Raw genomic sequence first — 23,231 nt, 5'->3', positions numbered from 1 at the left:
AATCACGTTTCATCCTAACGTTCAGCGCGTATCAGCGGGGTGATCCGGCGGATGGCGACGCGCCGGTTTTCACGTTCGGCTTCAGTCGTCTGCAGCTTTAGATGTTGCTCGCCATAGCCCTGGGTCACAAGGTTTTCAGGAGGAATGTCAAAGTCTTCCGACAGTGCCACGGCGACCGCTTCGGCCCGGCGGTCGGACAAGAGCAGGTTTGCTTCGTCCGAGCCCACGGCGTCGGTGTGGCCTTCGATCAGGAAGATCTCATCTGGACTGTTTGCGATGGTTTCCTCGAGGGCGAGCCCGACGCTGTCCAATGCGTCGAGTTCCTCCAGACCCACGACAGCGCTGCCGAAGGCGAAGTTGATCGTGTCGAGATCGACCCGCCGCACCTTGTCGCGCAGGCGGTTGCTGTAGCGTACCTCGTCCAGCGAATAGATGCGTTCCACATCCTCGACCGGCGGCGCCGTCAGCGCTGCCTCCACCTGGCGCTGCGTCGCAACCCGAGTTTCGACGACGTATTCCTTCTGCGGGATTTCAAGGACGAGTGGCGGCAGGGGGGCAATCTCGGCGTAGTACCGGCGATCGCCGAACGCCAGGTCGGGCTGAGGCTCCTCGAAACCGAGATTGTCGATCAAGACGATCTCATCGCCGTTCGCCAAGATGCGCGTCCGCAACACAATGTCGCCGTAGGCGTTGCGCACGGTTTCGACGCGCACCCCGTTCCCGCGGAAGACGGTGGTGAGGGTCTCGCCATTGCCCAGATCCTCGACCTCGACGTCGCGTGCCCTGGACAACAGCCGGTCGCCTTCCTGTTCCGGCTGGATGATGAGCTGATCGCCGAGCTGAATGATGATCCGGTCACCTTGCCGCTCGACGATCTCGCCGCGGTCACCACGATCATTCCGGCGCTCCCGCCGTCTCTCGGGTCGATTGTCGCCGCGTAGGGCCTCCCCGTCGCGGCGCTCGACCGCCACACCATCCCTGCGACGCTCCTGCCGCCGTTGCCGGCGCTCGGACCGTGCGCCCGTTCCGAACCCGTCGTCTCGCTGACTGCCTTCAACTTGCTCGCGCTCGCGCTCAAGTTTTCTCTGTAGTCGCCGCAGTTCATCGAGCTCCTCGGATCCTCCTTGTATCTGCAGCTGCTGCTCCACCGTCGTTGTAGCGGCGGCGTCCGGCGCGACGGTACTTGCCGGGCCAGGGTCTCGGTTTTCACGTCGTAGCTCACGCGCGCGTCGGCGATCTTCGCGAGCGTCCGCGGACGACTCTCCCGGCGTCGGCGACGAACTAATCGAAGAAGGCTGGGAGACCGTCGGTGTGGCTTCGCGCTCTTTCTGCCTGCGCCCGCGCTCCTGGCGGCGTTCTTCGCGAGCGGACGTTGGCTGTCCCGTGGCGGGCAGGCTCTGGCCCACCGTGTTCGCTGGTGCGGCCGTAGGAGGGGGTGCAGACTCCGCCGGCACGGGTTCCCTAGCCACTGTCGAGGGAACGCTTGCATCCGGCTGCGCCGCGGCTCCTGCAGGCTCTTCCCGCCGCTCGTCGCGTCTGCGCTGTCTGTTTAGGCGACGTTCTTCGCGGACGTCCGTCCGCCCGTCTGCAGCGGGGACAGCCTCCCCAACCGGCGCCGACGCAGGGTTCACCGGCGCGACTTGCTGAGATGCCGCCTCGGGAACGGGTGCCACAGGCACCTGAGGATTTGATGGATTGGGTGCAATCTGGGCCGGTTGTTCGGCAGCTCTCGCGGGCCCTTCGCGACGGTGTTCGCGTTCTCGGCGACGCTCCTCGCGGGCATCGAGAGGTAATTCGACGTCAGTCTCCACGGCCTCGACTGCGGCGCCTTCAGCCTTAGTCCGGGCTGCCTCGGCTGCTGCAGCTTCCTGCTCGGCGGCGGCCTGAGCGGCAGCTTCCTGTTCGGCGGCAGCGGCTGCCTCCTGCGCCAGACGGGCGGCCTCTTCCTCCGCGACACGGGCTGCCTCGGCCGCTGCAGCTTCCTGCTCGGCCGCGGCCCGGGCGGCAGCTTCCTGTTCGGCGGCAGCGGCTGCCTCCTGCGCCAAGCGGGCGGCCTCTTCCTCCGCGACACGGGTTGCCTCGGCGGCGGCTTCCTGCTCGGCGGCGGCCTGGGCGGCAGCTTCCTGTTCGGCGGCAGCGGCTGCCTCCTGCGCCAGACGGGCGGCTTCTTCATCCGCGACACGGGCTGCCTCGGTGGCGGCTTCCTGCTCGGCGGCGGCCTGGGCGGCAGCTTCCTGTTCGGCGGCAGCGGCCGACTCCTGCGCCAGACGGGCAGCCTCCTCCTCCGCGACACGGGCTGCCTCGGCGGCTGCGGCCTCCTGCTCGGCGGCGGCCCGGACGGCAGCTTCCTGTTCGGCGGCCGCCGCCGCTTCCTTAGCCAGACGGGCCGCCTCCTCCTCCGCGACACGGGCTGCCTCGGCTGCTGCGGCCTCCTGCTCGGCGGCGGCCCGGACGGCAGCTTCCTGTTCGGCGGCCGCCGCCGCTTCCTTAGCCAGACGGGCAGCCTCCTCCTCCGCGACACGGGCTGCCTCGGCTGCTGCGGCCTCCTGCCCGGCGGCGGCCTGGGCAGCAGCTTCCTGTTCGGCGGCGGCCGCCGCTTCCTGAGCCAGACGGGCCGCCTCCTCCTCCGCGACACGGGCTGCCTCGGCGGCTGCGGCTTCCTGCTCGGCAGCGGCCTGGGCAGCAGCTTCCTGTTCGGCGGCGGCCGCCGCTTCCTGAGCCAGACGGGCCGCCTCCTCCTCCGCGACACGGGCTGCCTCGGCGGCTGCGGCTTCCTGCTCGGCAGCGGCCTGGGCGGCAGCTTCCTGTTCGGCGGCGGCGGCCGCTTCCTGAGCCAGACGGGCAGCTTCTTCCTCAGCGACGCGGGCTGCCTCGGCCGCTGCGGCCTCCTGCTCGGCAGCGGCTTGGGCGGCAGCGCCATCGTCCAGAGGCAGTAACGTTTCCGCCTGCGCCATCAGGAGGAGTGCTCGCTCGTTCTCGCCGGCGAAGGTGACTGGAGCCATCGCCACGCTCGAGACTGATGCCAGCAACAGGAGGATACGGTACGCCATGAGGTTCTCCGATCTACGGTCGCTGCGCCGGCATGCCGTGACATGACCCTGCGGTGATATAGCGAGACGATCTGAACCTCAGTTGAATGGCAGACCAGAAGAGGCTGGAGGCAGGCCTTCTCCACCCGGGCATAGGATCGGAGCCCAATGCTGCCTGCTGGCACCCTCCGTTATTGTCGCAGGAGCAGATATGTCGCGAAGGCTACAGGCTAGGCAACGGCGGGAGTGGAGTTCCCCCGTTTGAGGGACACAATCCGATTTGGGGAGAGGAGAGTGTCACTATGCCGAGAACGACGAACCCATACCCGTCTGAATTCAGGACCAGATCGTCGACCTGGCACGGGCTGGCCGCAGCACGGAGGATCTGGCGCGCGAATTCGAGCTGTGTGCCGCGACCATCCACGGCTGGATCAAGCAGGCCCATCGTGATGGCGGCCGCCGCGATGATGGCGTGACCAGCCAGGAGCGCGAAGAGCTTCGCCACCTTCGCAGGGAAAACCGCCAGCTTCGACAGGAGAGAGATATCCTGGCAAAGGCCGCTGCCTGGTTTGCTCAGAGCGACGCGACGTCGTCTCGATCTTCAAATGCATGACGGCGAACCAGGCCATGTTCCCCATCCATGCCCTGTGCCATGCGTTCGGTGTCTCCCGCGGGCCCCTGGTGGACGCAGTGACACAAATGCCAGAGGCTTGACGCATTCCGACGTTCGACCATTCAGATGTGCTGATGTGCACAATCACCCCGGCGCCGACGGACGGGGCTGGGACGCTGGACGTCTTCGGACTCGAGCAACGGGAACCGTTCACACTGCTACTCATTCTTCCGCCTACTGATCAAGCAGGAGGAACCGGAATGCGTATCGAGACCGCCGTCGCTGTTTTCGTCAATTCGGTATTCTTCAGCATGGTGGGAGCGATCGGGGTCGCAAGCGCATACGTCCTGTTCCCATAAGACAGCCGTCCGCCGGAATTCGTTTGCGGCTGGAGGAAGTTCAGGCCGCTACCTTTACACTGAACGCGTCCTTCGACGGCCGTAGATCATTGCGCGGAGCGTATGGCGCTCTGCCCCGACAGCTATAGCCCGTTACGGGGCCAGGCGCAGCGGGTTAGGCGCAGATCGCGGACAAAGGCGAGTGGCGACAAAGTGTGTTGTACACCCTCTTTGCGAAGGACTTGGTGCGGCAATACAGTGCCCGCGGAGCCTCTTGCCGACCTGATCGTTATCCTCGAGAAAGGGACGCTCTGTCGGAAAGAAGAGCGATGCTGAATAGAGTGGTTGCAGCGCTTGCAATGGTGATGGCTGGAGGGGGGCCAGCGGAACCTGGCCATTTGCGAAGTGACGTCTCTGTCCAGCAGTGGCACGACGCCTATCAGGTTTGCAGACTCGGCATCGATCGCGAAGGGGCAGCAGTGCCCGAGTACGAGCGAGACACGGTCTGTCATGCGCTCATACGCTTCCGCACCGTCCTTATTGAGAGCGATCACTGCTGGAGCGAATTAGAACAGCAATGGTTACCGTCCGGGCGGGGCGACGGTTCCTGCGATCGCGTTGCCGGCGCCCGCTAGGAATCCGGCGCGGGTGCAGTGACCTTCCTATGGCGGAGCAGGAACCCTCTGCCGTTCATGCATCTCCTTGGCGGCAGTCAGATAGGCCCCGGAAATGTTTGCCCGCAGATACGCGTCCTTTGGAGTGCATCTATCCGCCTTTCAGCGGATGACGCTGACGAACGAGGCAGCACAATCCGCTGAAGACCGTCATGAGCACGAACGCAAACAGGGGCCCCGTTGCCGGAGCCCCTGCTTGGAGACGTTGAATTAGGTACTAGCCGTCAATCTGCTTCTGGACGGCCTGGGCGAGCGCTTCGGAAGACGACGTTGCATCGCACGTGGCGTCGCCGGCTTTCTTCTGCTCAGCCAGAACATTGGCGTTCACGCCGCAAACGGTCGCTGCGACGCCCACCGGAACCTGAACCTGCGTGACGTCCACCAGATCGGCGACCTCGACGTTCAGGTCGTTTGCGATTTCCTGAAGCACGACGTCGCCCAAAGAAACGGTCACGAGGCCTTCGGAGGTGCTGTTGTTACCGCCGCCGCCGGCGTTGCCGGAATTACCCTGAGCGAAGGCAGAGCCTGCCAGAGCGAGGACGAGAACGGCTGCGGATGCTGTGGTCTTGAACATGGTATGGTGTCCTAATGGTCTTCGTCCCTGTCGAGGACCACAATCGTTCAACATCCGATCCGTTCCAGCGAAAAGTCGCGATCGCCTTCGGATTGCGAAGCGGACGCAACAGCCAAATGTCGGCTCCAATACGGATCGAAAGCGCCTCCGAGTCTTCGATCTGCGGTCGGAAATCGGAGACACTGCCCCGATCGGCTTCGCCCCGCATGAACATGCTGGTGATCGGCGTCAGTCCAATATCGGCGATCTTCTGACGTAAAAGCGAGGTCTCCCGCCACCACGGAATTGTGAAAGTACGGCGTGAGCGCCAATCGTCTCGCACGCCCACTTGCGTGCGCCTTCGCGTGGCCCCTAGCGGATGCGACGGAAGCCGGAGAACTCAGCGGCTGTCCCTCGGGGATCGGCCCAGTGGCCTTAAATATGCCGTCTAGTTACAAGCGATAGGCGTTTGTGAAGGTGCTCCTGCAGACCTTCACATCCAAGGGTGTAACCGGCGTCGAGGCTCATTTGTGGAACACGAGCGCATAATCTGTTTCAACGGCTTGTCACTTTCCAGCGGCCCGTTGCTCCCGCGTCCATTCCGGTCAGAGAAAGATCGAGCTGTTGCGAGAGGTCGCCTGGCGGGTGTGCGGGTACTGGTGGTTGAGGACAATCTGCTGGTCGCGTTGGATCTAATCCGCGGACTGCAGGAACTTAAGGCCGAGTTGCTAGGCCCTGTTTCGCGGGTTCAGGAGGCCTTGGCCCTGATCTCCTCTACTCCGCCACATGCGGCAGTGCTGGACGTCAATCTTCTCGACGGCTCGGTTGCACCAGTTGCCGATAGTCTTCGGCGTATGGGAGTACCTTTCGTGCTCCTCACCGGTTTCGATCTTCCGGACGAGATGAAAAAAAACCACCCCGACGTACGTGCCTATAGCAAGCCAGCCGACCCCATTCAGATGGGTGAGAAGCTCGCGGAACTCCTGGGCCGATGATCGTCGGTCAGCCACGGGAGGCGATGAGTGGGGCGATTCATCTGACCGGTGGCGAGAGGTGGAGAGGTCGATCTCGTCGCGGAAGGCAGGCACCTAATCGGCCAGCCCGCGTGTCTCACTTCGCGTTTGTGCGGGTCTGGGTCGCCCGGTCGCATTCTCGTGCGCGGCCGGAGTCGGGCGGCAGCCCGTTCGCGGTCGTGGCGGAGTGACCGTGCCGGAGGACTTCATGCAGGACGACACTCCGCAACGGAAGTCGAAGCCCGGGCGCGCCCCGTCGGGCGGGCGGGATTCATCCTCCGGCGTGTCGCGTCCGAAGGTGCTGGCGGTCGACGACGACCCGCGCAATCTGCTGGCGATCGAGGTCGTACTGGAATCGGTCGCGGACGTGGTGCTGGCGCGCTCGGGCGAGGAGGCGCTGCGACTGCTCCTGAAGCACGAGTTCGCGGTCATCCTCCTCGACGTGTTCATGCCCGGTCTCGACGGCTACGAGACGGCCCGCCTCCTGCGCCAGCGCACCCAGTCCAAGCGCACCCCGATCATCTTCCTCACCGCGATCAACAAGGAAGACGCGCACATGCTGCGCGGTTACGACATGGGCGCGGTCGACTACGTCTTCAAACCGTTCGAGCCGACGATCCTGAAGTCGAAGGTCGCGGTCTTCGTCGACCTGTTCAACAAGACGCGCGAGATCCGCGAGAAGGCCGATCTCGAGCAGCGCCTGCTGGAGCAGAACCTCAAGGCGAATGCCGAGAAGCTGCAGGTCGAGCAGGCGCTGCGCCAGTCGGAGGAGCGCCAGGCCCTCATCCTGCGCTCCCTGCCGCTGGCCATGTACGTGTCGGACCGTTCGCTCGCCGATGCGTCCCTGCACTTCATCGGCGGCGACCTGAAGAACCTGACCGGCTTCGAGAGCAGCGCGTTCGAGGCCGATCCGTCCTTGTGGGCGAGCCGGGTCCACCCCGACGACCAGCGTTCCCTGAAGAACCTCGCAGCGACCCTCGATGCCAGCGGCGCTGCCGTCGCGCAGTACCGGTGGCAATGCGCGGACGGGACCTTCAAGCACTTCCTGAACCACATCATCGTCCTGAAGGGCGCCGACGGCGCCGCCACCACGGTCGCTGGAACGGTGCTGGACGTGACGGACCGGCGCGAGCTCGAGGACCAGCTGGTCCAGGCCCAGAAGATGGATGCGATCGGCAAGCTCACCGGCGGCATCGCCCACGATTTCAACAACCTGCTGGCGTCGATACTGGGCGGGCTGAAGCTGATCGAACGACGCATCCAGCCGACCGATGAGGTCCAGAACATCATCAACCTCACCCGGCATGCCGCCGAGCAGGGCGCCGGCCTCATCAACCGCATGCTGACATTCTCCCGGCGCCAGCAGCTCGACCCGGATGTCCTGCATCTGTCGGATCTGACCGCGAACATCGAGGGCCTGGTGGGACCGACGCTGGGAGGCCTGATCCGCCTGAACTGGCGCGTCGACGACGATGTCTGGCCTGCATTCGTCGATGCGCGCCAGCTCGAACTGGCGCTGATGAACCTGATCATCAATGCGCGCGATGCGATGCCGAACGGGGGGACGATCACCGTTCGCGGGGAGAACCGATCCATCTCCAGCGACAACCACGTCAACCTTCCGGCCGGCGACTACGTGATCGTGGTCGTCGAGGACACCGGCTGCGGCATTCCCGACGACATGATCGAACGGGTGATCGAACCGTTCTTCACGACGAAGGACGTCGGCAAGGGGACCGGTCTCGGGCTCTCCACCGTCTACGGCTTCGCCAAGCAGTCGGGCGGCACGCTGAAGATCGCGAGCAGCGTCGGCCGCGGAACCCAGATCGGCCTCTGGCTGCCGCGATCGGATGTTCAGGGACGGCAGGAACGGCAGGCTCGTTTATCGGCCGGACCGAAGGCCCCGACCGTCAGGGGCACCGCCGTGATCCTTCTGGTCGACGATTCGAGCGGCCTGCTGGCGACGACGGCGGCGTTGCTGCGCGACCGCGAATTCGAGGTGGTCTGTGCCGGCGGCGGTGCCGAGGCGCTGACGATCCTCGAAAAGGATCCCGACCGGTTCGATCTCATCATCACCGACTTCGCCATGCCCATGGTCTCGGGGGTCGAGGTCGTGCGCTTCGCCCGCAATCTCAGATCCGACCTGCCGGCGATCATCATCACCGGATGCGCTGATCTAACAGCATTGGGAGCCCGGCCGACAGGCGTACCGGTCCTCAGGAAGCCGTTCGAAGAGGAAGAGCTCTTGGACGCTATCTGGTCGGTCACTTCAGCAGCAGATTATCCCGAAACAGCAGATGGCTGAGTTCAACACGCCCGACCAATCGGAGCACAGCTACTCGCGCGAATTCTCCGAGGGATTCACTTCGACCTGCGGCACCGTCACGGTTCTCTCCTCAGTCGTCACATCGACATCAGGAACTTGAATATCCACATCAACGTCGGGAGCACGCCCACCCTCGATGCTCACGTTGGGTAGCTCGCCGGTATCATTGACGTTGAAGTTGAGAATGCCGAAGAACCAGAGCCCGACGACCACAGCAATAAGAACGAGCAATATAGGCATGACGGAACCTCGGCTTCAGCTTTGGGGGTAGACGGGTGCATTGCGGACCACTGGTCGGTCGGTTGGCGCCGGTTGCCCCGCAGCACGATCGCCGCGGGGCTGCAAGGACGCCGGGATCGTTAGCGAACGATGCGCACGACCTGCCGAGTCTCAGCTTCCACGAGAACGGGCACTCCATTCACGTAGACGTACCGGTATTCGTAATCCGGAATCTCCCGCAGTTCGACCGTCTCGGGAAGAGTGGCTCCGACCACCACTTCACCTTCCAGATAAACCGGGTCCACCGGGTTCGACCTGACGTATGTGATCGCCGGCTCCGGCACATCAGCGGCTGCACCCAGAGCTGCGCCGGCAACCCCTCCCACCGCTGCTCCGATAGGCCCGCCCACGATCGCCCCTGCGATTGCTCCGCCTGTTGCACCGGCAACTGCGCCGTCGGCACCTGTGTCATAGGTCGCGACCGGCACACCGACGTCTGCGCGACGCTCGGTGATAACCACCCGCTCTCCGGAGAGGTCGGCAGTCAGATAGTCTGAGTAGGCCCATCCCTCGGTTCCCTCGTAGGTGACCTGACACCACTTGCTGTCCTCCAAACAGCCCGTGATCGTGGCACTGCCATCGCTTGGGATTGCCCCAATGACCTCATATTGCGGCCCAGGGCCGGAGCGGACGTTAAGGTCAGTAGTTGCAGTGGCCGCGGTCTGTGCCAAGGCAGAGCTGGAAAACGCGAGGAAGCCGCCGAAGGCAAGGGCGGTGGTGAGGTGATTTATGGTCATCGGTAATCTCCGATCAGCTAGAAAGCTGAAAAAGCGTACGAACGTCCCTCTGTCGGAGAACACGCTCGCAATCTCCGGGTTCCGCCGCCTTGCGACGGTTCCAGACCTACATCGCAGAAGAAGGGCCAAGGCTCGCGCCTTCCGCCCTCCACGGCGGGCCAAGCACGAAGATCCCTGCTGTGACGTCACCGGCCATTTCGCGGCGACGCATTCTCCACGAGCAATGTTGGAAGCGCGGTCGTGCCATAGACCTGCCGTCCGTTCTTGCTAGGCTCCTATTTCGCCCACCGCCGGCAACTCGAGACTGTCATCAAGCTTGCCGTCGCCGCGGGTGCCGCCTGAGACGCGGCAGCGCTTCGCTCCGAGGGGGCCACGGGTATCCGGACAGGAGACCACGACGTTGATCAAGCAGAAAGGGCTGAGGCGATCGCTGCGGCAGTGGACCGGCAGTTCGAGATCACGGAGCAGCCGTTCGGCCGTGGGCTCACGGCGGCGCCCTTGAACCCGAGTGTGATGTTGCCCGGGCCTCTGCGTCGGACGCATCGTTCTTGCCACGCTTCGCATATGGCTTCACGTACTGCGGGCGTATCAGCTTCACCTCGTGACCGAAGGATTGCAGCAGCCGCGCCCAGTAATGCGAGCTGCCGCAGGACTCGATGGCAACAAGAACAGGTGGAAGCCGCTCGAAGAAGCGGATCATCTCGGCGTGCAGGAACTGCCGGCGGACAACCACGACCTCGTTCTCGTCGATTCCGTGGAGCTGGAACGCCGACTTGGAGGTGTCCATGCCAATGCGGACGGGAATGTTCACGAGACTCTCCTCTCATCTGGTTGTGACGCTTGCGACGTCATCAAACGCTTGGGGTGAGAGGTCGTCCACACCAGCACATGACGGCAGGAGAACACGAGGCGCGGTCGCCGTCGAGACGGGCTTGGACAGAACCCGTGCATCTGGTTGATCTCCAATGCATCCGACGCTTTATCTTAGCTTGACCATAACCCGCGGCCCAATGCCAGAAGGAGGAGCTGATGCCGTTTATCATCACCGCCACAACTGAGCACGGCGCTGTGTCATTCCAGCGGGACAGCCCACTGTCCGCGCATGAAAAAGCTCTTGAGCTGCAGCGGCTCGGCGAACGTGACGTCCTCATTTCTGGTCCCGACGGGGAACTTCACGCCCCTGCTGATTTCGACAGGTTGTTCGTTCAGGACCCCGATCCCGATCTTCCGGAGGACTGAGTTCGCCAATGCTGCGCGAACGCCTCGAAAGGGTGAAACGCAAGAAGCCGCCGCCCCAGCGGGGAGAGCATAGCGGGGGGCGGGGGGGTGGACCTCACCGTCTCTTAAGCAGTTTCTGGCGCAATGGCGGGATGGCGAAGCGTTCCCGTCCTCCGAAGTCGACCGGTCTCCAGCAGGAACCGGATGTCGTTGCCCGCGGCAGGGCGCCGAAGCCCCGCGATCCAAAGCAGACGCAGCTTCCCCTCCCTATCGAAGCGGCGGCCGCGGCGACTGGCTGAAGATCAAATGCGTCCAGAGCGACAGCTTCGTGGTCATCGGCTACGAGCCGTCGAGCAAGGTCTGCGGCGCGATCGCCAGCCTGCTGCTGGCGGCGCAGAGTGAGGATGGGCTCGTGTATGTCGGCTCGGTCGGGTCCGGCTTCAAAGGTGAACAGGTGCACGAGTTGAAGCTGCAGCTGGACGCGATGAAGACGGAGCGGCCGCCTTACGCGCCAAGGGAAAAGAAGTTCGTCATCACGCGCGCAGAGCTAGTTGTGGAGATCGAGTATCGCGACTGGACCGGCGACCGCAAGCTCAGACCCGCGTCATTCAAGGGGCTTTGCGACGTAGCTGATCACGTCGACGTCTTCCACCTTCATTCGGCAGGAGCAGCTAGATGACGATCGTGCGCAACAGGCCGACCACGAACATTTGCCGACTTGGCGTGATCATATACAAGAGCGGGAGCGTCCCCTGTGCTATCAGCGCCATATCCGCGGAGGCTTCTATGGTCTGGTACGCGACGCTGCCATAGATCCCCTTCTGGGAGGGCCTGCGACGCCTGCCGGACGGAGAGCATCATGTAATCGGCATCAGCTTGCGCGATCAGCCGACAGTCCTGTGTTCTACGCGTTGCTGACGCTCGATTCTGAGTGGCGGTAACCAGAAATCGGAACCTCTAGATGGACGGCACCGCCAAAGACCTTGGCGCTAAGATTGCAGCCGCCGAACGAGAGCGGGCGGTGTGGGCGGAGGGCCGAAACGCATTTCGGATCGGCGGCATAGCCGCTCTCAATCCGCACTCACCGTGATCGCCTGATTACGCCCTGTGGGCCGAAGGGTTCAAGGCCGAGCGGGAGGCTACGAAGGCCCCGGTCTGGTCCGAGTAGTTCCGGCAGACAATCTCCCAGCGCAAAAGGCCCGCCACGGGAAGACCGGGGGAGAAAGTTGGAAAGCTGCTCTGGAGACACCCCCACGGAGGATCGCGAAGGGCGGCGCGCAATCCGCCGATGGCCCTACCCCTTGCCTCGTCAACGGCTTCTCCGGAACAAGCTCCCGGCTAGTTGCCATAGGCGTGCGCTGCTACGGTTTCGAAGAAACCAAACCGACATGGATTGACAGGCCCGTGCGTAGGAGTGCCAACCGCAGCCCTTCCAAGACCCGAAGCCGGCGACGGCCGTCGCTGACGAACCCACACGCTGAGGCGCCTTCAGCCGAAGTCGGAGACAGAGAGCGGCTCTGGAGAGCCATCTTCGGCGACGATCCGATGCCCGATACTGCCTCGGTCAATCTCTCCGACAACGACAAAGCCGCATGGTGGAGGCGGATCAACGATGTGGTGGTGGCCATGCTGGGGCGCCTGCAACGGCATAGATGACAGCGACAATTCGCGCCGGGAGACGCAAAAAGCGCCGCCCCTGTGAAGGGACGGCGGCTCTGGCATTGCTTAACGTGGGGCGCCTAAACGCGCGGGCGGTTTGCCGGGTCGATCGGCCGGTTGACGGTATCAACGTGCGTTGTGCGCTTTCGTCCCGCCAGGCCGGCGAGACCCAACAGCCCGATGAGCCCCAGCCAGCCGAGGTCGAAGCCGTCGTCATCGTCCTGATCGACGTTGGTCATTGGCTGCACCGTCTCAGTGTCTGGCGCTGTAGCCTGAGCAAGAGCGGTAGTGCCGCTCGTTGCGAAAAGTCCAGCAGCGAGTGCTGCGGCATAGAGAGGATTGCGTAGCATTTGATTTCTCCAGTGATCACTGGAAGCCGCAATGCCAGGCGGGCGTGAACGTTCCTGTGAGGCCGCCGTGAAGTGCGGTTGTGGGCACGAATCCGGTCGACTCGTCGGTGCCCTCGCTGTTCATCACGTGCAGCATGTATTCGGGCGGCGTCCGCTTCTCGCCCTCGACCTTTGGTTCCGGCGCCTTCGCGTCGACGGGCTTCTGATCGCCCGCCTGGACTTGCGCGGACGGCCGGCGCCCGGCCTGTAACCGCCGCGTGCCATGGGACTTCCTTCGATTTTGTGGGTGCCGTTTCAGTGGCTTGCAGCAGGCAATCAGAGCCGCCGCGAAATCAGACCGAATTCAAATGGCCGGATAAAATCTCTACGTTGCGTGGAATGCGGGTTCTGGCCAGCTTTCCTTCGGGAACTTTCGACCCATCCCGGCCCTATGTCGGCTCATCTGCCTACTGGCTGCGTCCATGGCATCGGCTGATACGATATCGTCCTGCGCCCTGCCGTGCTCTCTCTCGCCCATTCCTCGGCGCCTCTTTGCGCTGGTGGCAGCCGTGACAGCGAAGGAGGATGTTCCTCTCGTCGAGGTCGGCACCACCATCCCAACATTCGATGATCTGATTGCCGTAGATGCGGCAGCCTGTCCGCATACCTCACAGCGCCTGCCTCGCTTGGCGATGATGCAGGCGATGAAGGAGCGCCGTTCCTTCGACAGGTAGAACGGCTTGGCCTGTCTGGGCGTAAGCTTGATGCAGGCTTCAGCATCCCAACCGTGGGCTCGGTGTTGGTCAGCTTGCCCATGCCGCTCAGCCCCACCGAGTGCTCCCCAGTGATTCGAACGGCGGTTTTTCGTGGAACCGTCTCCCGCACCGCTTCTTTAAAGACCATCATCAACAACCATAGGGATCAGGAAAATGTCCTATCGCTTCACGTCCGTGGTCGCGGCGTCGCTGTTAGGGACGACCGCGCTGGTAGCGTCCGCGAATGCTCAGGATGCGGCACAGACCGAGGCTAACGTAGAGGCTTGTGAAAACCTCAGGACCCTTAACGAAGAGAACGCCGAGCTATTCAACGAGGAATTCGTTGTCGGCGCCCGGCGGGTCGTGGAGCAGGACGATGCGGCGGTTTGCGGCCCGTGGCTTGCTGAAGCTGAACGTGCGCTTCAGGAAAGCGAAGGCGCTGATCTGACCGCCACCGGCGGCCGTATCGTCGTGACGCAACCGGAGCCGACGGTCACCGTCGACCAGGCTGATCCGCGCGTCTCGGTCACCCAGGAAGATCCGACGGTGTCAGTCCAGCAAGCGCAGCCCGAGATCATTGTTCGTCAGCAGCAGCCAACTATTCGCGTCGAGATGCCCCGCCCGACGATAACCATCGACCAGCCGCAGCCGCAGATCATCGTGCGCATGCCGGATCCCAAGGTAAACGTCACGACACCCGAGCCGCAAGTCTCCGTCAGTCAGGCGCAGCCCAAGGTATCTGTTGAGCAAGGCCAGCCGCAGATCGCAGTCGAGGAGCCGACGGTGGATGTGGAGAAGCAGGGCTCCGCAAACATCAATGTTCAGCAGGGCCAACCCATCGTAACCCAAGAGAGCGGAGGAACTGAAGCTCAGGTGAACATCGAGGAAAGCCAGCCCGTCGTCACGTATGAGCAGGCCGAGCCGAAGATCGAGTTCTCCGAGACCGGGGAGCCGAACATTCAGTACACCCAGTCTGGTGAGCCGGACATCCAGGTAGAAAAGATGGACGAAAACGGCGCTGCAGCTCAGGGCGCTACCGCCGCGGAGGGTGGCGCTGCAACTCAGGGCGCTGCTGCCGCAGAGGGTGGTGCTGCAACGGAGGGCACTGCTGCCACCGGCCAGGCGCAAGAACAGGATCAGTTCGCAAGTCTGCGTGCCGGGGACGAGCCGATAGAGGCCGGCGAGCCGACGACAGTGGTCGCATCAGAAATCATCGGTCGCAACGTAGTCAATGCGGCCGACGAGGACCTGGGTGAGGTCGAGCGCCTGGTGTTCGTCGACCAGCGCATATACGCCGTGCTGGCCGAAGGCGGCTTCCTCGGACTTGGCGAGCGTGAGGTCGCGCTGCCGCTCGACGCCATGTCCATTCGGGGCGACGAGCTTCTCCTTCGGGGCATGACTGAGGAGGACATCGAGGCGCTGCCGGAGTTCGACACGACCAACGCACCGGCCTACGCGGCCGACGAAGAGGTCGAGATCGGCACCCTCTAGGAGCAGACTCACGGGGGGCGCTCAAGTTGAGCGGCCCCTTTTTTTACATTCTCTTCCTGGAGGCGTATTCCGTTCAGAAGGGGTTCACCCCAGGGACGCATTCGCTTAGCAATAGTTGCGCCACCTCGTCCCTGTCGGTGTAATTAACAGGGCCGGTTCGTCTCTAACGACGATCCGGCCTTTGCCATGCTGGAGTGAATAAGAATGCATTCGGAGCGGGAGCTACGCGAAGCAGTGACCCGAATCCTCAATTTGCTTGATCCCGTTGTCGAGAGCTACGGAGGGCTGGACCCGCACCTGCTCGTCGACGTGGTCTCTGAAGAGATTGAAATCTCGCACGACAGGATCGAGGCGGTTATCAGAGAAGAAGCCGGCAAACGGTCAATCCCGCTCCTTCCTGCTTAACTGTCGCCGCGGATGGTGATGACGTGGCTGTGGTGAAGCAGGCGATCGAAGATGGCCGTGGCGACCACGGCATCGCAGAAGACCTGGCCCCATTCCCCCACGGCGCGATTGGAGGTGGCTGCTCGACCGCACGATTGCCTTCGCCAATGCCCATCGTCATCCCGAGTTCCGCGACAAGACGGTCTGGGAGGTGTTCGAGGCCGAGCGGCCGAAGCTTGTCTCCTATCGCGGTCGCTTCGACGGCTTCCATGCGGTGCCGGCTTCTGTATCGAAGACCTGTCTCGTGCGCTTCGACAACAAATCGCTACTCCGTTGGCGCCTGCGCCGTCGGGCGCCCGGTCGCGATCCGCACCTATGCCGATCGCATCGAACTACGTCAGGAAGGGCGGGAGCGGCTCTCCCCGCATCCCGCTCGAGGTAGACACATTCGGCCGATGGCGCAGCGCCTCGACCTCCTCGCGATCCCGGCCGTGGAGGAAGCGGCGCAACTCACGCGAGCCGCTCATCAAGCTGTACGACTACATAGACGCGGCGGTTAGGCAGCTACTCGCGCTGAAGGAGGGCGAGAACTGCGCTGACGACAGCGGCCTTCCGGATACCGCCCACACGATGGCGACCATGTCGATCATACTCCATGCCGGGGCGTGCGGGACACTGATCGACGATCGCGTGCAGAAGCGTCCGCATGCGCTCGATGCGGTGCATCTGCGGATATTGGATAACCGGCGTGGGCGACATGAACGGAAAACGGCGACCTGATGGGGAAGTGTGACGGAACGTGGAGTGACCTCGCCCGCGAGACGATGAGCGAAAGCGAGGTTTACCGGCTGATGGCGACATCGGAGCGGGTGATCCAGGACGACCCGGAGGACGCGTTCGATCGAGGCGGCAGCGTTGTCCAGCAGCACAATCCGAACATCGTTATCGTCGCATGGAAAGGCGAGACCGCCGTAGTGTCGGGGACTGATGGAATCGACAAGGACCTCGAAATCCTGACAAAGGCGAAGCGCTTTGACAAACAGACGGCGCCGCTGCGGGCGCACCTCACGTCGGGCGCCAAGGAGGCCTGAACCCCTGCGGCGCAGGCTTTGTACATGTTTCGCGATTTCAGTAACAACCGCCCGACACCGGGGGTGGGAAAGAACGAAATCTTGTTATCGTTCGCTTACCGAACCCGCCTTTCTCGCAGCTATTTGACGGGGTGCGCCGGCCGTCGGTCACTGCGGAGTCTCCGCCAGGCCTCGACCCCCTTCTGATAGAGGCTGTCGATGTCGTCGACGCCCGCTTGCTCCAGCGCCTCGGCCTCGGTGATCTGCCCGGCTTCAAGCCCGACGAGTGCGTCTCTCGCGATCATGATGTGCGTCCCGTCCCATCCGCTATGGTTAACGGGCAACGAGCCGGCAGCAGGACGGTTCCTAATGATCTATGAGCACGTCTTCATCGACGCCGTACGCGATCGCCAGCGCTTCTCGCTCTTCCGGCGTCGGATCTACGCCGCCTTCGATCTCCCAAAGCCGTTCTGGGGTGATGCCCGCGTACTCGCTCGCGAACTCCAGCGTCATCTCGAAATGCTGCCGCAGAGCGAGATAGATCGTCGCCCCGTCGGCAAGGCGGTCGGTGACGCCGGCGGGGAGTGAGTGGCGGTCTTTCATCCGAGGTCCTCGTCGGCCGCCTCGATGATGCGATCCTTCGCGTCGATCGGCAACGCCTCCCAGGCCATAATGACCGTCTTCACGTAGCGCGGCGTCCCGGACTGCCATTTACCCCGCAGCTGCATGCTGACCGTATTCTCGGACACGCCAAGGATTTTCGCGAGCATCTTTTGCGAGAGGCCGGCCCGCTTCGCTCGCTTCTGCCAGGGTTCGTTCTCCATCGCCTCCGTTAACCCGGACTCGGTCGGCACACAAGAAATCATCATCACGTGGATTTTCCCGTTGTCGAAATTCTTAATGCGACGTATATATAAACCATCGCAACGTTGATTAAAATGTAATTCCGATGGTTCTTATTCACCTCTCCGCAGATCACAAGCTCCAAGTCACCGCCGACGATGCCCGCGGCTATTTCGATCAGTGCCTGTTCTTCGTCGAAGGCCCGGGCCTCGACGATCCGGATGGCATCCTCGAGTGTGCGTACACGACGAACCCCGAGGCCCACGAAGTCTACGTCCTCGACGAATCCGACGCCGAGTTCACCTGGATCGGCGCAGACGCGCTGGAGCCGGACGAGATCGCAGAGCGCGAGATCCGCAAGCTCTTCGCCCGGGACTGAGACCGGCTTCAGGACGAGCGCGAGTGGGAAGGCGAGAGCCGCCGCGAGTTCGACGTTTGGGACATCCTGCGGGGCAACGAGGAGACCTTCGTCGACGAGGACGCCGATAACTCTTGGAACATGCAGCGCATCCGCGCCCAACTCGCCCGGCGGATGGGCTTCCTCGCGGTGCGCGACAAGGACGAGAACGGCGAGGTCTTCATCGTCGACTTCGCCGAGCGGAACGACGAACTCAACGCGAAGTGGCGGCACGTCGGACGCATCGCTCGATAAGCGCAACGAAAGGAGAAACAGATGTCCATCACCATTCACCCGAGCCGGGACAGAACTCGCATCATGATCTCGTTCCCCTACGACCCGGATCTCGTCGCCCGCGTCAAAGCGATCCCCGGCGCGAAATGGGTTTCCGAGGAGCGCGTCTGGTCGATATCGACGCAGTACCAGTCGCAGCTCGACGAACTGCGGACCGACGGTCACAAATCGAGTGGCGACTTCATCACCGCTCTCGGGAAGCGCGCCAACGAGATCAAAGGGGCGTGCCCGCGTCTGGCGGTCCGGATCGAATACCTCGCGACGGGGTGCTCTATCTACATCTCCGGCTACGTCAGCATGCGTCCCATCCGGGACGCGATCCCGTCGGCCCGGTGGATCGAGAAGGAAGGACACTACAAGGTGGAGGTCTCGACGATGGACCGCGTCGACATTCTGATCGCGGCTTTGAAAGAGATCAACGAACGAGACGAACAGAAGAACTCCACCGAAAGGAACACACGATGACCCAGACCCTGACCCCGCCGAGTCCGCCACCGTCGCCGAGGCGATCGACATCCTCACTGACAGCAGCCTCTTCTCCGGCGCGATGACGCCCTCCGACGAGGCGGACTTCGTGGACTACATCCTCGCCGACTACGACATCCCCGCCAGCAAGCGCGCCGCCGTCGCGGCGGCTCTCCGGGAGCGGGGCGCGCTGTGCAATCCAGTGGCTTCCCTCGAGCGCGCCCGCGCCGGCAGGCCGCTCGGCGCCGTCCCCTTCCGAACGACCACCAACATGACCACACCTGACCCGTACGACCTTCTCGATGGTCTTGACCCAGAGCACCTCCGCCCCGTCGTCGTAGGTCTCGCTACCCGTGCAGCCACGATGGAGATCGCCCTCGACGAGCGTATTCACACGGCACGGTCCAGTCGACGCAGGATGCGGATCTCCGGCGTGAAAAAGTCGACGCCTCATCCGGCAGCTCGTTTCCTCCACGTTCCCCTAGATCAAACCATGAACAAGCATTAGCCTCCGAGTTTCCCGACTCGGAGGCTTCTCTATGTTCAAACGCAGCCGTCCCACCCGTCCCCTCGGCGCCCTGCCCCCCACGGCGGACATCACGGACAGACAAATGCGGACCCTCATCCTCCTCGCCCTCGAAGAGATCCCGCCGGACCTACGGGCACGGATCGGCATCAAGCGGCCGAGGGTCGAGTGGCAGGACTACGACGAAGCGAGGAAGGCGATCGCAGAGCACGTCGTCGTTCGGCTGCGCGAGGCGGTCCGCTGCGACTACGAAGGCGGCTCAGGCGCAACCGGCGGGCACGGGTGAAGGCGGGCTATTACGCAGGAATCGCGGAAACCCGAAATCCTGCGTAATAGGGATCAGCCCCCGGACTGGTCGACCCGCTGCCGGGCAATGTCGTCGATCGCATACATCGCGGCCTCGTCGATCGCGTTCGCCAGGTGCTCCCGCTCCCAGGTCTCCAGCCAGCTGTCCGCACGCTCGGCGACCTGGCGGACAAGCTCGCTCCCGAAGTCGAAGATCGAACGCTTCCGCGCCCTCTCCTCGCCCACCGCGATCGCAGCGATCGCCGCGTCGGCGGTGACGGGCGCGTACCCCCAGAGGTCGACGCCAACATCGACCGCACCGGGAACGCTGCGCCTGCCGTGCACATGGCCGAAGAAGTGGTGGACGCCGCGGTAAGACGACGGCCACTCCGCGAGCGGATAATGGCACAGGAAGATGCGCTTCCCTGCGTCGTCGAGCATCAGCATTTCGGACACGGACTCCCACGGCCAATCCCTGATCCCCGGGCGATCATGGTTGCCGACGATGAGGTGCTTCTTGCCGTTCAACAGGTCGAAGTACTTGCGCCCTTCAGAGACCGGTCCGAACGCGAAATCTCCAAGGTGATACACCGTGTCGTCAGGCTTCACGCACTCGTTCCAACGCTCGATCAGCGCCCGATCCATAGCGTGGATCGTCCGAAAAGGACGCTTGCACATCCCTAGGATAGACGTGTGCCCGAAGTGGGTGTCCGCTGTGTAGTAAATCATCGTCGGCCTCCATCGCCGGGGTTCAGTCTCGCCGCAGCGACTGGATCTTCCAACGCATTACGGAGATGCCGATGCTTTTACGCATCTCGTCATCTGTCAGCGTCCAGACCTCCAGCGCTTGGGCAACGAAGTCGTTTGGCGGGATGCCCTCGACTTCTTCGATCTTCCTCAGGCGGTCTTGCAGGTGCTTCGGGATCACGATCAGCATGTTAGGCCTCCATCGCCTTTAGTGGTGCGCTTGCATCCTGTCGCGATTGTCGACGAGCGCCTCGACGATCCGCGTGAGCCGCCGCAGCGATCCCGAGTTCCAGACCTGCTTGATCAGCTCTTCTTCGTCTGGGTCCAGGGGCGGCAGCATGCCTTCCTGTAAGCCGCGCTTCCGCCTGATGTTGTCGACGATCCGCTTCGCGAGCGGACCGATGTGCTCGGGACCGGGGTCCGGCATCTGGATGACGTCGAAGCGATCACGCAGTGGCGCCGGGATCGACAGGCTGTTTGCCGTGGCGACGAACGACACGTGCGAAAGGTCGAACACAGCGTCCAGGGACGCCTCATAGTACGCCCGAGCTGTATGAGCTTCGAGCATCGGCAGCAGCGCGTCGACGAGGCTACCGTTATCGGAGTGGCGACCGGACTTCTCCAGCTCGTCCAGGATGATCACCGGATTCGCCACCGCATGCTGTCGAATCGCTTCGCCAGGCGTCGAGATCTGCGACGTGTGCCAGCGAGCGGGCGTGCCCCCGAACGAATTGTCGCCGCTCGTCGCACACGGGAAGACGATACTGGGCACGTCGAGGCGGCTCGCGATCGCTTGCAACAGTGACGTCTTCCCGGTGCCGGGCGCACCGACGAGGATGGTGGGACGAAGCTTGATCACCTGGCCGCGGTGCACATTCGCCAGCAGGCGACAGACGACATCCGCGGCATGCGGCCACTCCTCGATAAGATTGCGGGTCGGGTCGCGGGGTGCAGTCCGGAGCGGTAGGTCGACGTCGACGATGCCAGCGCAGACAGACCACATCCGCTTCGTCGCGTCCGTCGGCTTCCCATTCGAAGTCAGGACGCGGACGGTGGGACCCGTACCCTCCGACTCCGCAGCGGCGGCTGCCTCTGCCTGGTCGACCTGGAGATCACCCGCCGCCTCGTTGTCGATCTCGCGCTTGATCGTGCCCAGGATCTCGAGAAACGCCTGTCCGGTCTGCGCTTGTTCAGCGGCAGCGTCGAGGTGCAGGCACTTGAAGTCCCGGACTGACCATCCAGCCGGCCAGGTGAAGCGAGGCTCGTTGTAGCGCATCCGGATCGCCGTCTGCAGATGCTCCGAAGTCACCCGATTCGCGTCGATCGTGGCGTACGCCAGATACTCGGCCACGGCGGGCATCCGCTCGCCCGGATCGAGGATGTACAGCACGTTGCGCCGCCCGAGCGCCTCCAGGATCTCTGCCGCGGGCGGGCGGGTACCGCGGTACATGACCGGCGAGCTTGAGAAGAAGTGCGCCGATGCGGTCTGCCCCGGCTCGGACCAGCCCTCGACGTTGCGATAGACGAGCAGCCGGCGCGATCCCTGCCGCCCCTCGATCGTGGGGAGATCGGGGTTCGCGAGAAAGAGCGCGACTTCCGTGACCGGACGGCTCGAGCTGTCGTACGTCTCGCCTCCGAAAAACTCGCTGTCTTCGGGGATGAGTCGGCGACCGACCGGCTTCTTGCTCATGAGAGCGCTCCATGGCTTGACGGTAGGCCTCACTGCCTGTGTTCCGCCGTGTGTCTCGTTAGTAGCAGGCCCGCGTTAATGCCGGCTTCACACTTTCCCGAGGATCCCTCAGATCTCGTCGATTTCCTCAAACTCAGGGGAATTCGCGATCTCGAGAAGCGCCGACCGGGCGGCCTGGCGGGTGAGTCCCTCGGCTTGCATCTCGTCGTAGAGATCCCGGATCTCCGCGACGAACTCGGCCCGCAGCCGGCGCTGCGTCTCGAGCTTCGCGATCAGTCGCGGCGGCATCCGTGCTTCGCCTTTGATCCAGCGAGTGATCGAGCGCATGGGGATGCCAGTGGACTGCTGGAGTAGCTCTGCCGTGGATCTGGGGAAGACGGCTTTCACCGTGTCGATCACGGCGTTCGCGTCGTAGGGCACGAAGTCGGGCTTCGGGGATTGGTCGTCGTCAGTCATGGGTGGGGCCTCCTCTGCCCGGGCGTAGCGATCGCCGGGAGGATGATGCACCAGCGCTGTGTGAACCTGAAGTCTCAGGAGAACATCCGTTCTACGACGACCGATGACGACGGAAACAGCGGGACAGGGCGAGAACACAGGATCATCGCGGGGCACCTCTACCCCCTGCAAACCAAGGAAAGCGCCAAGGAGCGCCCTCGTTCACACCGAGGGGGTCACAGGTTCGATCCCTGTCGCGCCCACCATTCGACCACCTGATGTCGCTGGCGTTTTGTCGAACCACGCTGTCGAGCGTGGATGCGCCCGCGACAGCAGTGGCGACGTGAGTGACGCCGTTCTTCCAGTGGCGGTCGCTAACTTGATGCCTTGGTCGGAGTAGGCGGCGTGCGGATCCGCAGATCGTGTTCGTCTGGCTGTAAAAGTTCGTCCGCGAGGTGAGCACGGCGCCGGCCGAGAGGCGAGGCACGGCTGACGGTTGTCACAGGTCGGGGCCGACGTGCTGACTGGAGGCGCCGGGGTCCCTGGATGGGGCACCCGCGAGGAGGTTCATTTGAGGCGGCTCCGGGCCTTCATCCAAAAATTCCGAAATCCAGGATCAGCGACGCGCTGATCCGCTCGGCTTCGGCTCTGGCCTGATCCAGGAGAGTTCGGCGACCCGATCTTTCAGGGACGAATCATCCGGGGCCAGCATCCCGTTGTCGATGGCCTCATAGAGCCGATGAGCTTCGTCTCGGCTTGGTGGCGCGCGTGCGCATCTCGGCGACGCGGCCACGCCACTGATCAGGCCATTCCTCACGGCGATCCAGAAGCTGCTCCATCAGCAGCGTCAGGCGCGCGGGATCGAACAAGCCGGTTTCGAGGTGGTCAGCGGCCCGGCCGCTCAGAACTTGCCGAACGGTGGAGTTCATCGCGGACTTTGCAGGCCCGCAATCCGCACGCGCTGCGCGTCAGCCGTTTCCGAAGATCCATTTCCACTCCCTGTCGCCATCAACATTGCCGGCGCTCAGTAAGTATCAATGTATAAATTGCATAAGACATCCTAAATGATATGGCTTTATTT

Annotated in this window: 28 protein-coding genes and 3 pseudogenes; 14 read left to right on the top strand and 17 right to left on the bottom strand. The window is 63.4% G+C overall.

Annotated features, from left to right (window positions below):
- Positions 1-14 precede the first annotated feature (14 nt).
- Entirely contained in the window at positions 15-3,050 is a 3,036-nt protein-coding gene (locus LXB15_RS06940; RefSeq protein ID WP_233951935.1) for an OmpA family protein, read from the bottom strand.
- Between the two features lie 313 nt (positions 3,051-3,363).
- On the opposite strand from LXB15_RS06940, the gene LXB15_RS21100 reads away from it, so the two are divergent.
- Positions 3,364-3,642: a transposase gene (locus tag LXB15_RS21100; protein ID WP_370640213.1), complete on the top strand. Its 279-nt coding sequence runs from the start codon at positions 3,364-3,366 to the stop codon at positions 3,640-3,642.
- A 1,229-nt stretch (positions 3,643-4,871) separates the two neighbouring features.
- On the opposite strand, the gene LXB15_RS06935 is transcribed toward LXB15_RS21100, so the two are convergent.
- Both LXB15_RS06935 and LXB15_RS21095 read right to left on the bottom strand, forming a co-directional pair.
- The gene (locus LXB15_RS06935) at positions 4,872-5,228 is read right to left on the bottom strand and encodes a hypothetical protein (protein WP_233951934.1); all 357 of its coding nucleotides are present in this window, start codon (positions 5,226-5,228) and stop codon (positions 4,872-4,874) included.
- Positions 5,158-5,550 (bottom strand): glucan biosynthesis protein, encoded by a 393-nt coding sequence (locus LXB15_RS21095; RefSeq protein ID WP_370640212.1) that lies wholly within the window; start codon positions 5,548-5,550, stop codon positions 5,158-5,160. Before LXB15_RS21095 ends, LXB15_RS06935 begins: the two co-directional genes overlap by 71 nt.
- 316 nt (positions 5,551-5,866) lie before the next feature.
- Between LXB15_RS21095 and LXB15_RS06930 the strand changes: the two genes are divergently transcribed.
- Both LXB15_RS06930 and LXB15_RS06925 read left to right on the top strand, forming a co-directional pair.
- Positions 5,867-6,202 carry a response regulator gene (locus tag LXB15_RS06930; RefSeq protein ID WP_233951933.1) on the top strand — a complete coding sequence of 112 codons (336 nt, stop codon included), beginning with the start codon at positions 5,867-5,869 and terminating at the stop codon, positions 6,200-6,202.
- 226 nt (positions 6,203-6,428) lie between these two features.
- Positions 6,429-8,525: a response regulator gene (locus tag LXB15_RS06925; RefSeq protein WP_233951931.1), complete on the top strand. Its 2,097-nt coding sequence runs from the start codon at positions 6,429-6,431 to the stop codon at positions 8,523-8,525.
- Positions 8,526-8,555: 30 nt separating this feature from the next.
- Here LXB15_RS06925 and LXB15_RS06920 read toward each other — a convergent pair whose 3' ends face one another.
- The 3 genes and pseudogenes from LXB15_RS06920 to LXB15_RS06910 form a co-directional block, all read right to left on the bottom strand.
- Positions 8,556-8,786, bottom strand: coding sequence for a hypothetical protein (locus LXB15_RS06920; RefSeq protein ID WP_233951929.1), 231 nt, complete (start codon positions 8,784-8,786; stop codon positions 8,556-8,558).
- A 119-nt stretch (positions 8,787-8,905) separates the two neighbouring features.
- Positions 8,906-9,562, bottom strand: a complete 657-nt coding sequence (locus LXB15_RS06915; RefSeq protein ID WP_233951927.1) for a DUF1236 domain-containing protein — start codon at positions 9,560-9,562, stop codon at positions 8,906-8,908.
- A gap of 523 nt (positions 9,563-10,085) precedes the next feature.
- Positions 10,086-10,349: pseudogene (locus tag LXB15_RS06910) on the bottom strand (IS110 family transposase); the annotation flags it as partial.
- Between the two features lie 242 nt (positions 10,350-10,591).
- On the opposite strand from LXB15_RS06910, the gene LXB15_RS06905 reads away from it, so the two are divergent.
- Entirely contained in the window at positions 10,592-10,801 is a 210-nt protein-coding gene (locus LXB15_RS06905) for a hypothetical protein (RefSeq protein ID WP_233951925.1), read from the top strand.
- A 307-nt stretch (positions 10,802-11,108) separates the two neighbouring features.
- Complete coding sequence (locus LXB15_RS06900; RefSeq protein WP_233951924.1) at positions 11,109-11,459, top strand: hypothetical protein; 351 nt, start codon at positions 11,109-11,111, stop codon at positions 11,457-11,459.
- Between the two features lie 1,060 nt (positions 11,460-12,519).
- Here the strand turns inward: LXB15_RS06900 and LXB15_RS21015 are convergent.
- Positions 12,520-12,789, bottom strand: a complete 270-nt coding sequence (locus tag LXB15_RS21015) for a WGxxGxxG family protein (RefSeq protein ID WP_304502388.1) — start codon at positions 12,787-12,789, stop codon at positions 12,520-12,522.
- A 548-nt stretch (positions 12,790-13,337) separates the two neighbouring features.
- On the opposite strand from LXB15_RS21015, the gene LXB15_RS06890 reads away from it, so the two are divergent.
- The 3 genes from LXB15_RS06890 to LXB15_RS06880 all read left to right on the top strand — a co-directional run bounded on the left by LXB15_RS06890 (position 13,338) and on the right by LXB15_RS06880 (position 15,419).
- Positions 13,338-13,502, top strand: coding sequence for a hypothetical protein (locus LXB15_RS06890; protein WP_233951920.1), 165 nt, complete (start codon positions 13,338-13,340; stop codon positions 13,500-13,502).
- A 195-nt stretch (positions 13,503-13,697) separates the two neighbouring features.
- Positions 13,698-15,014 (top strand): PRC-barrel domain-containing protein, encoded by a 1,317-nt coding sequence (locus LXB15_RS06885; protein WP_233951919.1) that lies wholly within the window; start codon positions 13,698-13,700, stop codon positions 15,012-15,014.
- 234 nt (positions 15,015-15,248) lie between these two features.
- Complete coding sequence (locus LXB15_RS06880; RefSeq protein ID WP_233951918.1) at positions 15,249-15,419, top strand: hypothetical protein; 171 nt, start codon at positions 15,249-15,251, stop codon at positions 15,417-15,419.
- Here LXB15_RS06880 and LXB15_RS06875 read toward each other — a convergent pair.
- Positions 15,416-15,535: pseudogene (locus tag LXB15_RS06875) on the bottom strand (ATP-binding protein); the annotation flags it as partial. The gene LXB15_RS06880 and the pseudogene LXB15_RS06875 overlap by 4 nt on opposite strands.
- 2 nt (positions 15,536-15,537) lie before the next feature.
- Here LXB15_RS06875 and LXB15_RS06870 point away from each other — a divergent pair.
- From LXB15_RS06870 to LXB15_RS06860, 3 genes and pseudogenes are all read left to right on the top strand, one after another.
- Positions 15,538-15,808: pseudogene (locus tag LXB15_RS06870) on the top strand (IS21 family transposase); the annotation flags it as partial.
- Positions 15,774-16,178, top strand: a complete 405-nt coding sequence (locus LXB15_RS06865; protein WP_233953307.1) for a dATP/dGTP diphosphohydrolase domain-containing protein — start codon at positions 15,774-15,776, stop codon at positions 16,176-16,178. The pseudogene LXB15_RS06870 and the gene LXB15_RS06865, both read left to right, overlap by 35 nt.
- Positions 16,179-16,222: 44 nt before the next feature.
- Positions 16,223-16,489, top strand: coding sequence for a hypothetical protein (locus LXB15_RS06860; RefSeq protein ID WP_233951916.1), 267 nt, complete (start codon positions 16,223-16,225; stop codon positions 16,487-16,489).
- A gap of 119 nt (positions 16,490-16,608) precedes the next feature.
- Here LXB15_RS06860 and LXB15_RS06855 read toward each other — a convergent pair whose 3' ends face one another.
- The 4 genes from LXB15_RS06855 to LXB15_RS06840 all read right to left on the bottom strand — a co-directional run bounded on the left by LXB15_RS06855 (position 16,609) and on the right by LXB15_RS06840 (position 17,942).
- A complete protein-coding gene (locus LXB15_RS06855) occupies positions 16,609-16,773 on the bottom strand; it encodes a hypothetical protein (RefSeq protein ID WP_233951914.1) in 165 nt (54 codons plus the stop codon).
- A 61-nt stretch (positions 16,774-16,834) separates the two neighbouring features.
- Entirely contained in the window at positions 16,835-17,071 is a 237-nt protein-coding gene (locus tag LXB15_RS06850; protein WP_233951912.1) for a helix-turn-helix transcriptional regulator, read from the bottom strand.
- The gene (locus LXB15_RS06845) at positions 17,068-17,340 is read right to left on the bottom strand and encodes a helix-turn-helix transcriptional regulator (RefSeq protein WP_233951910.1); all 273 of its coding nucleotides are present in this window, start codon (positions 17,338-17,340) and stop codon (positions 17,068-17,070) included. Before LXB15_RS06845 ends, LXB15_RS06850 begins: the two co-directional genes overlap by 4 nt.
- Entirely contained in the window at positions 17,337-17,942 is a 606-nt protein-coding gene (locus LXB15_RS06840) for a hypothetical protein (protein WP_233951908.1), read from the bottom strand. Before LXB15_RS06840 ends, LXB15_RS06845 begins: the two co-directional genes overlap by 4 nt.
- A 42-nt stretch (positions 17,943-17,984) precedes the next feature.
- Here LXB15_RS06840 and LXB15_RS06835 point away from each other — a divergent pair, with 42 nt between their 5' ends.
- The 3 genes from LXB15_RS06835 (at position 17,985) to LXB15_RS06825 (ending at position 19,279) form a co-directional block, all read left to right on the top strand.
- Positions 17,985-18,467 (top strand): hypothetical protein, encoded by a 483-nt coding sequence (locus LXB15_RS06835; protein WP_233951906.1) that lies wholly within the window; start codon positions 17,985-17,987, stop codon positions 18,465-18,467.
- A 109-nt stretch (positions 18,468-18,576) separates the two neighbouring features.
- Positions 18,577-18,975, top strand: coding sequence for a hypothetical protein (locus LXB15_RS06830; RefSeq protein WP_233951904.1), 399 nt, complete (start codon positions 18,577-18,579; stop codon positions 18,973-18,975).
- 103 nt (positions 18,976-19,078) lie between these two features.
- On the top strand, positions 19,079-19,279 hold the full coding sequence (locus LXB15_RS06825) for a hypothetical protein (RefSeq protein ID WP_233951902.1): 201 nt from the start codon (positions 19,079-19,081) through the stop codon (positions 19,277-19,279).
- A 53-nt stretch (positions 19,280-19,332) separates the two neighbouring features.
- On the opposite strand, the gene LXB15_RS06820 is transcribed toward LXB15_RS06825, so the two are convergent.
- From LXB15_RS06820 to LXB15_RS06800, 5 genes are all read right to left on the bottom strand, one after another.
- Positions 19,333-20,007 (bottom strand): metallophosphoesterase, encoded by a 675-nt coding sequence (locus tag LXB15_RS06820; protein WP_233951900.1) that lies wholly within the window; start codon positions 20,005-20,007, stop codon positions 19,333-19,335.
- A 22-nt stretch (positions 20,008-20,029) separates the two neighbouring features.
- Positions 20,030-20,215, bottom strand: a complete 186-nt coding sequence (locus LXB15_RS06815; protein ID WP_233951898.1) for a hypothetical protein — start codon at positions 20,213-20,215, stop codon at positions 20,030-20,032.
- Positions 20,216-20,233: 18 nt separating this feature from the next.
- The gene (locus LXB15_RS06810) at positions 20,234-21,715 is read right to left on the bottom strand and encodes an AAA family ATPase (protein ID WP_233951896.1); all 1,482 of its coding nucleotides are present in this window, start codon (positions 21,713-21,715) and stop codon (positions 20,234-20,236) included.
- 108 nt (positions 21,716-21,823) lie between these two features.
- Positions 21,824-22,171 carry a hypothetical protein gene (locus LXB15_RS06805; protein ID WP_233951895.1) on the bottom strand — a complete coding sequence of 116 codons (348 nt, stop codon included), beginning with the start codon at positions 22,169-22,171 and terminating at the stop codon, positions 21,824-21,826.
- A gap of 707 nt (positions 22,172-22,878) precedes the next feature.
- Positions 22,879-23,079: a hypothetical protein gene (locus LXB15_RS06800; protein WP_233951894.1), complete on the bottom strand. Its 201-nt coding sequence runs from the start codon at positions 23,077-23,079 to the stop codon at positions 22,879-22,881.
- Positions 23,080-23,231: the final 152 nt, after the last annotated feature.

This window comes from Aurantimonas sp. HBX-1, assembly GCF_021391535.1.
Classification (GTDB): Bacteria; Pseudomonadota; Alphaproteobacteria; order Rhizobiales; family Rhizobiaceae; genus Aurantimonas.
This window is presented reverse-complemented; position numbering and strand designations above follow the sequence as displayed.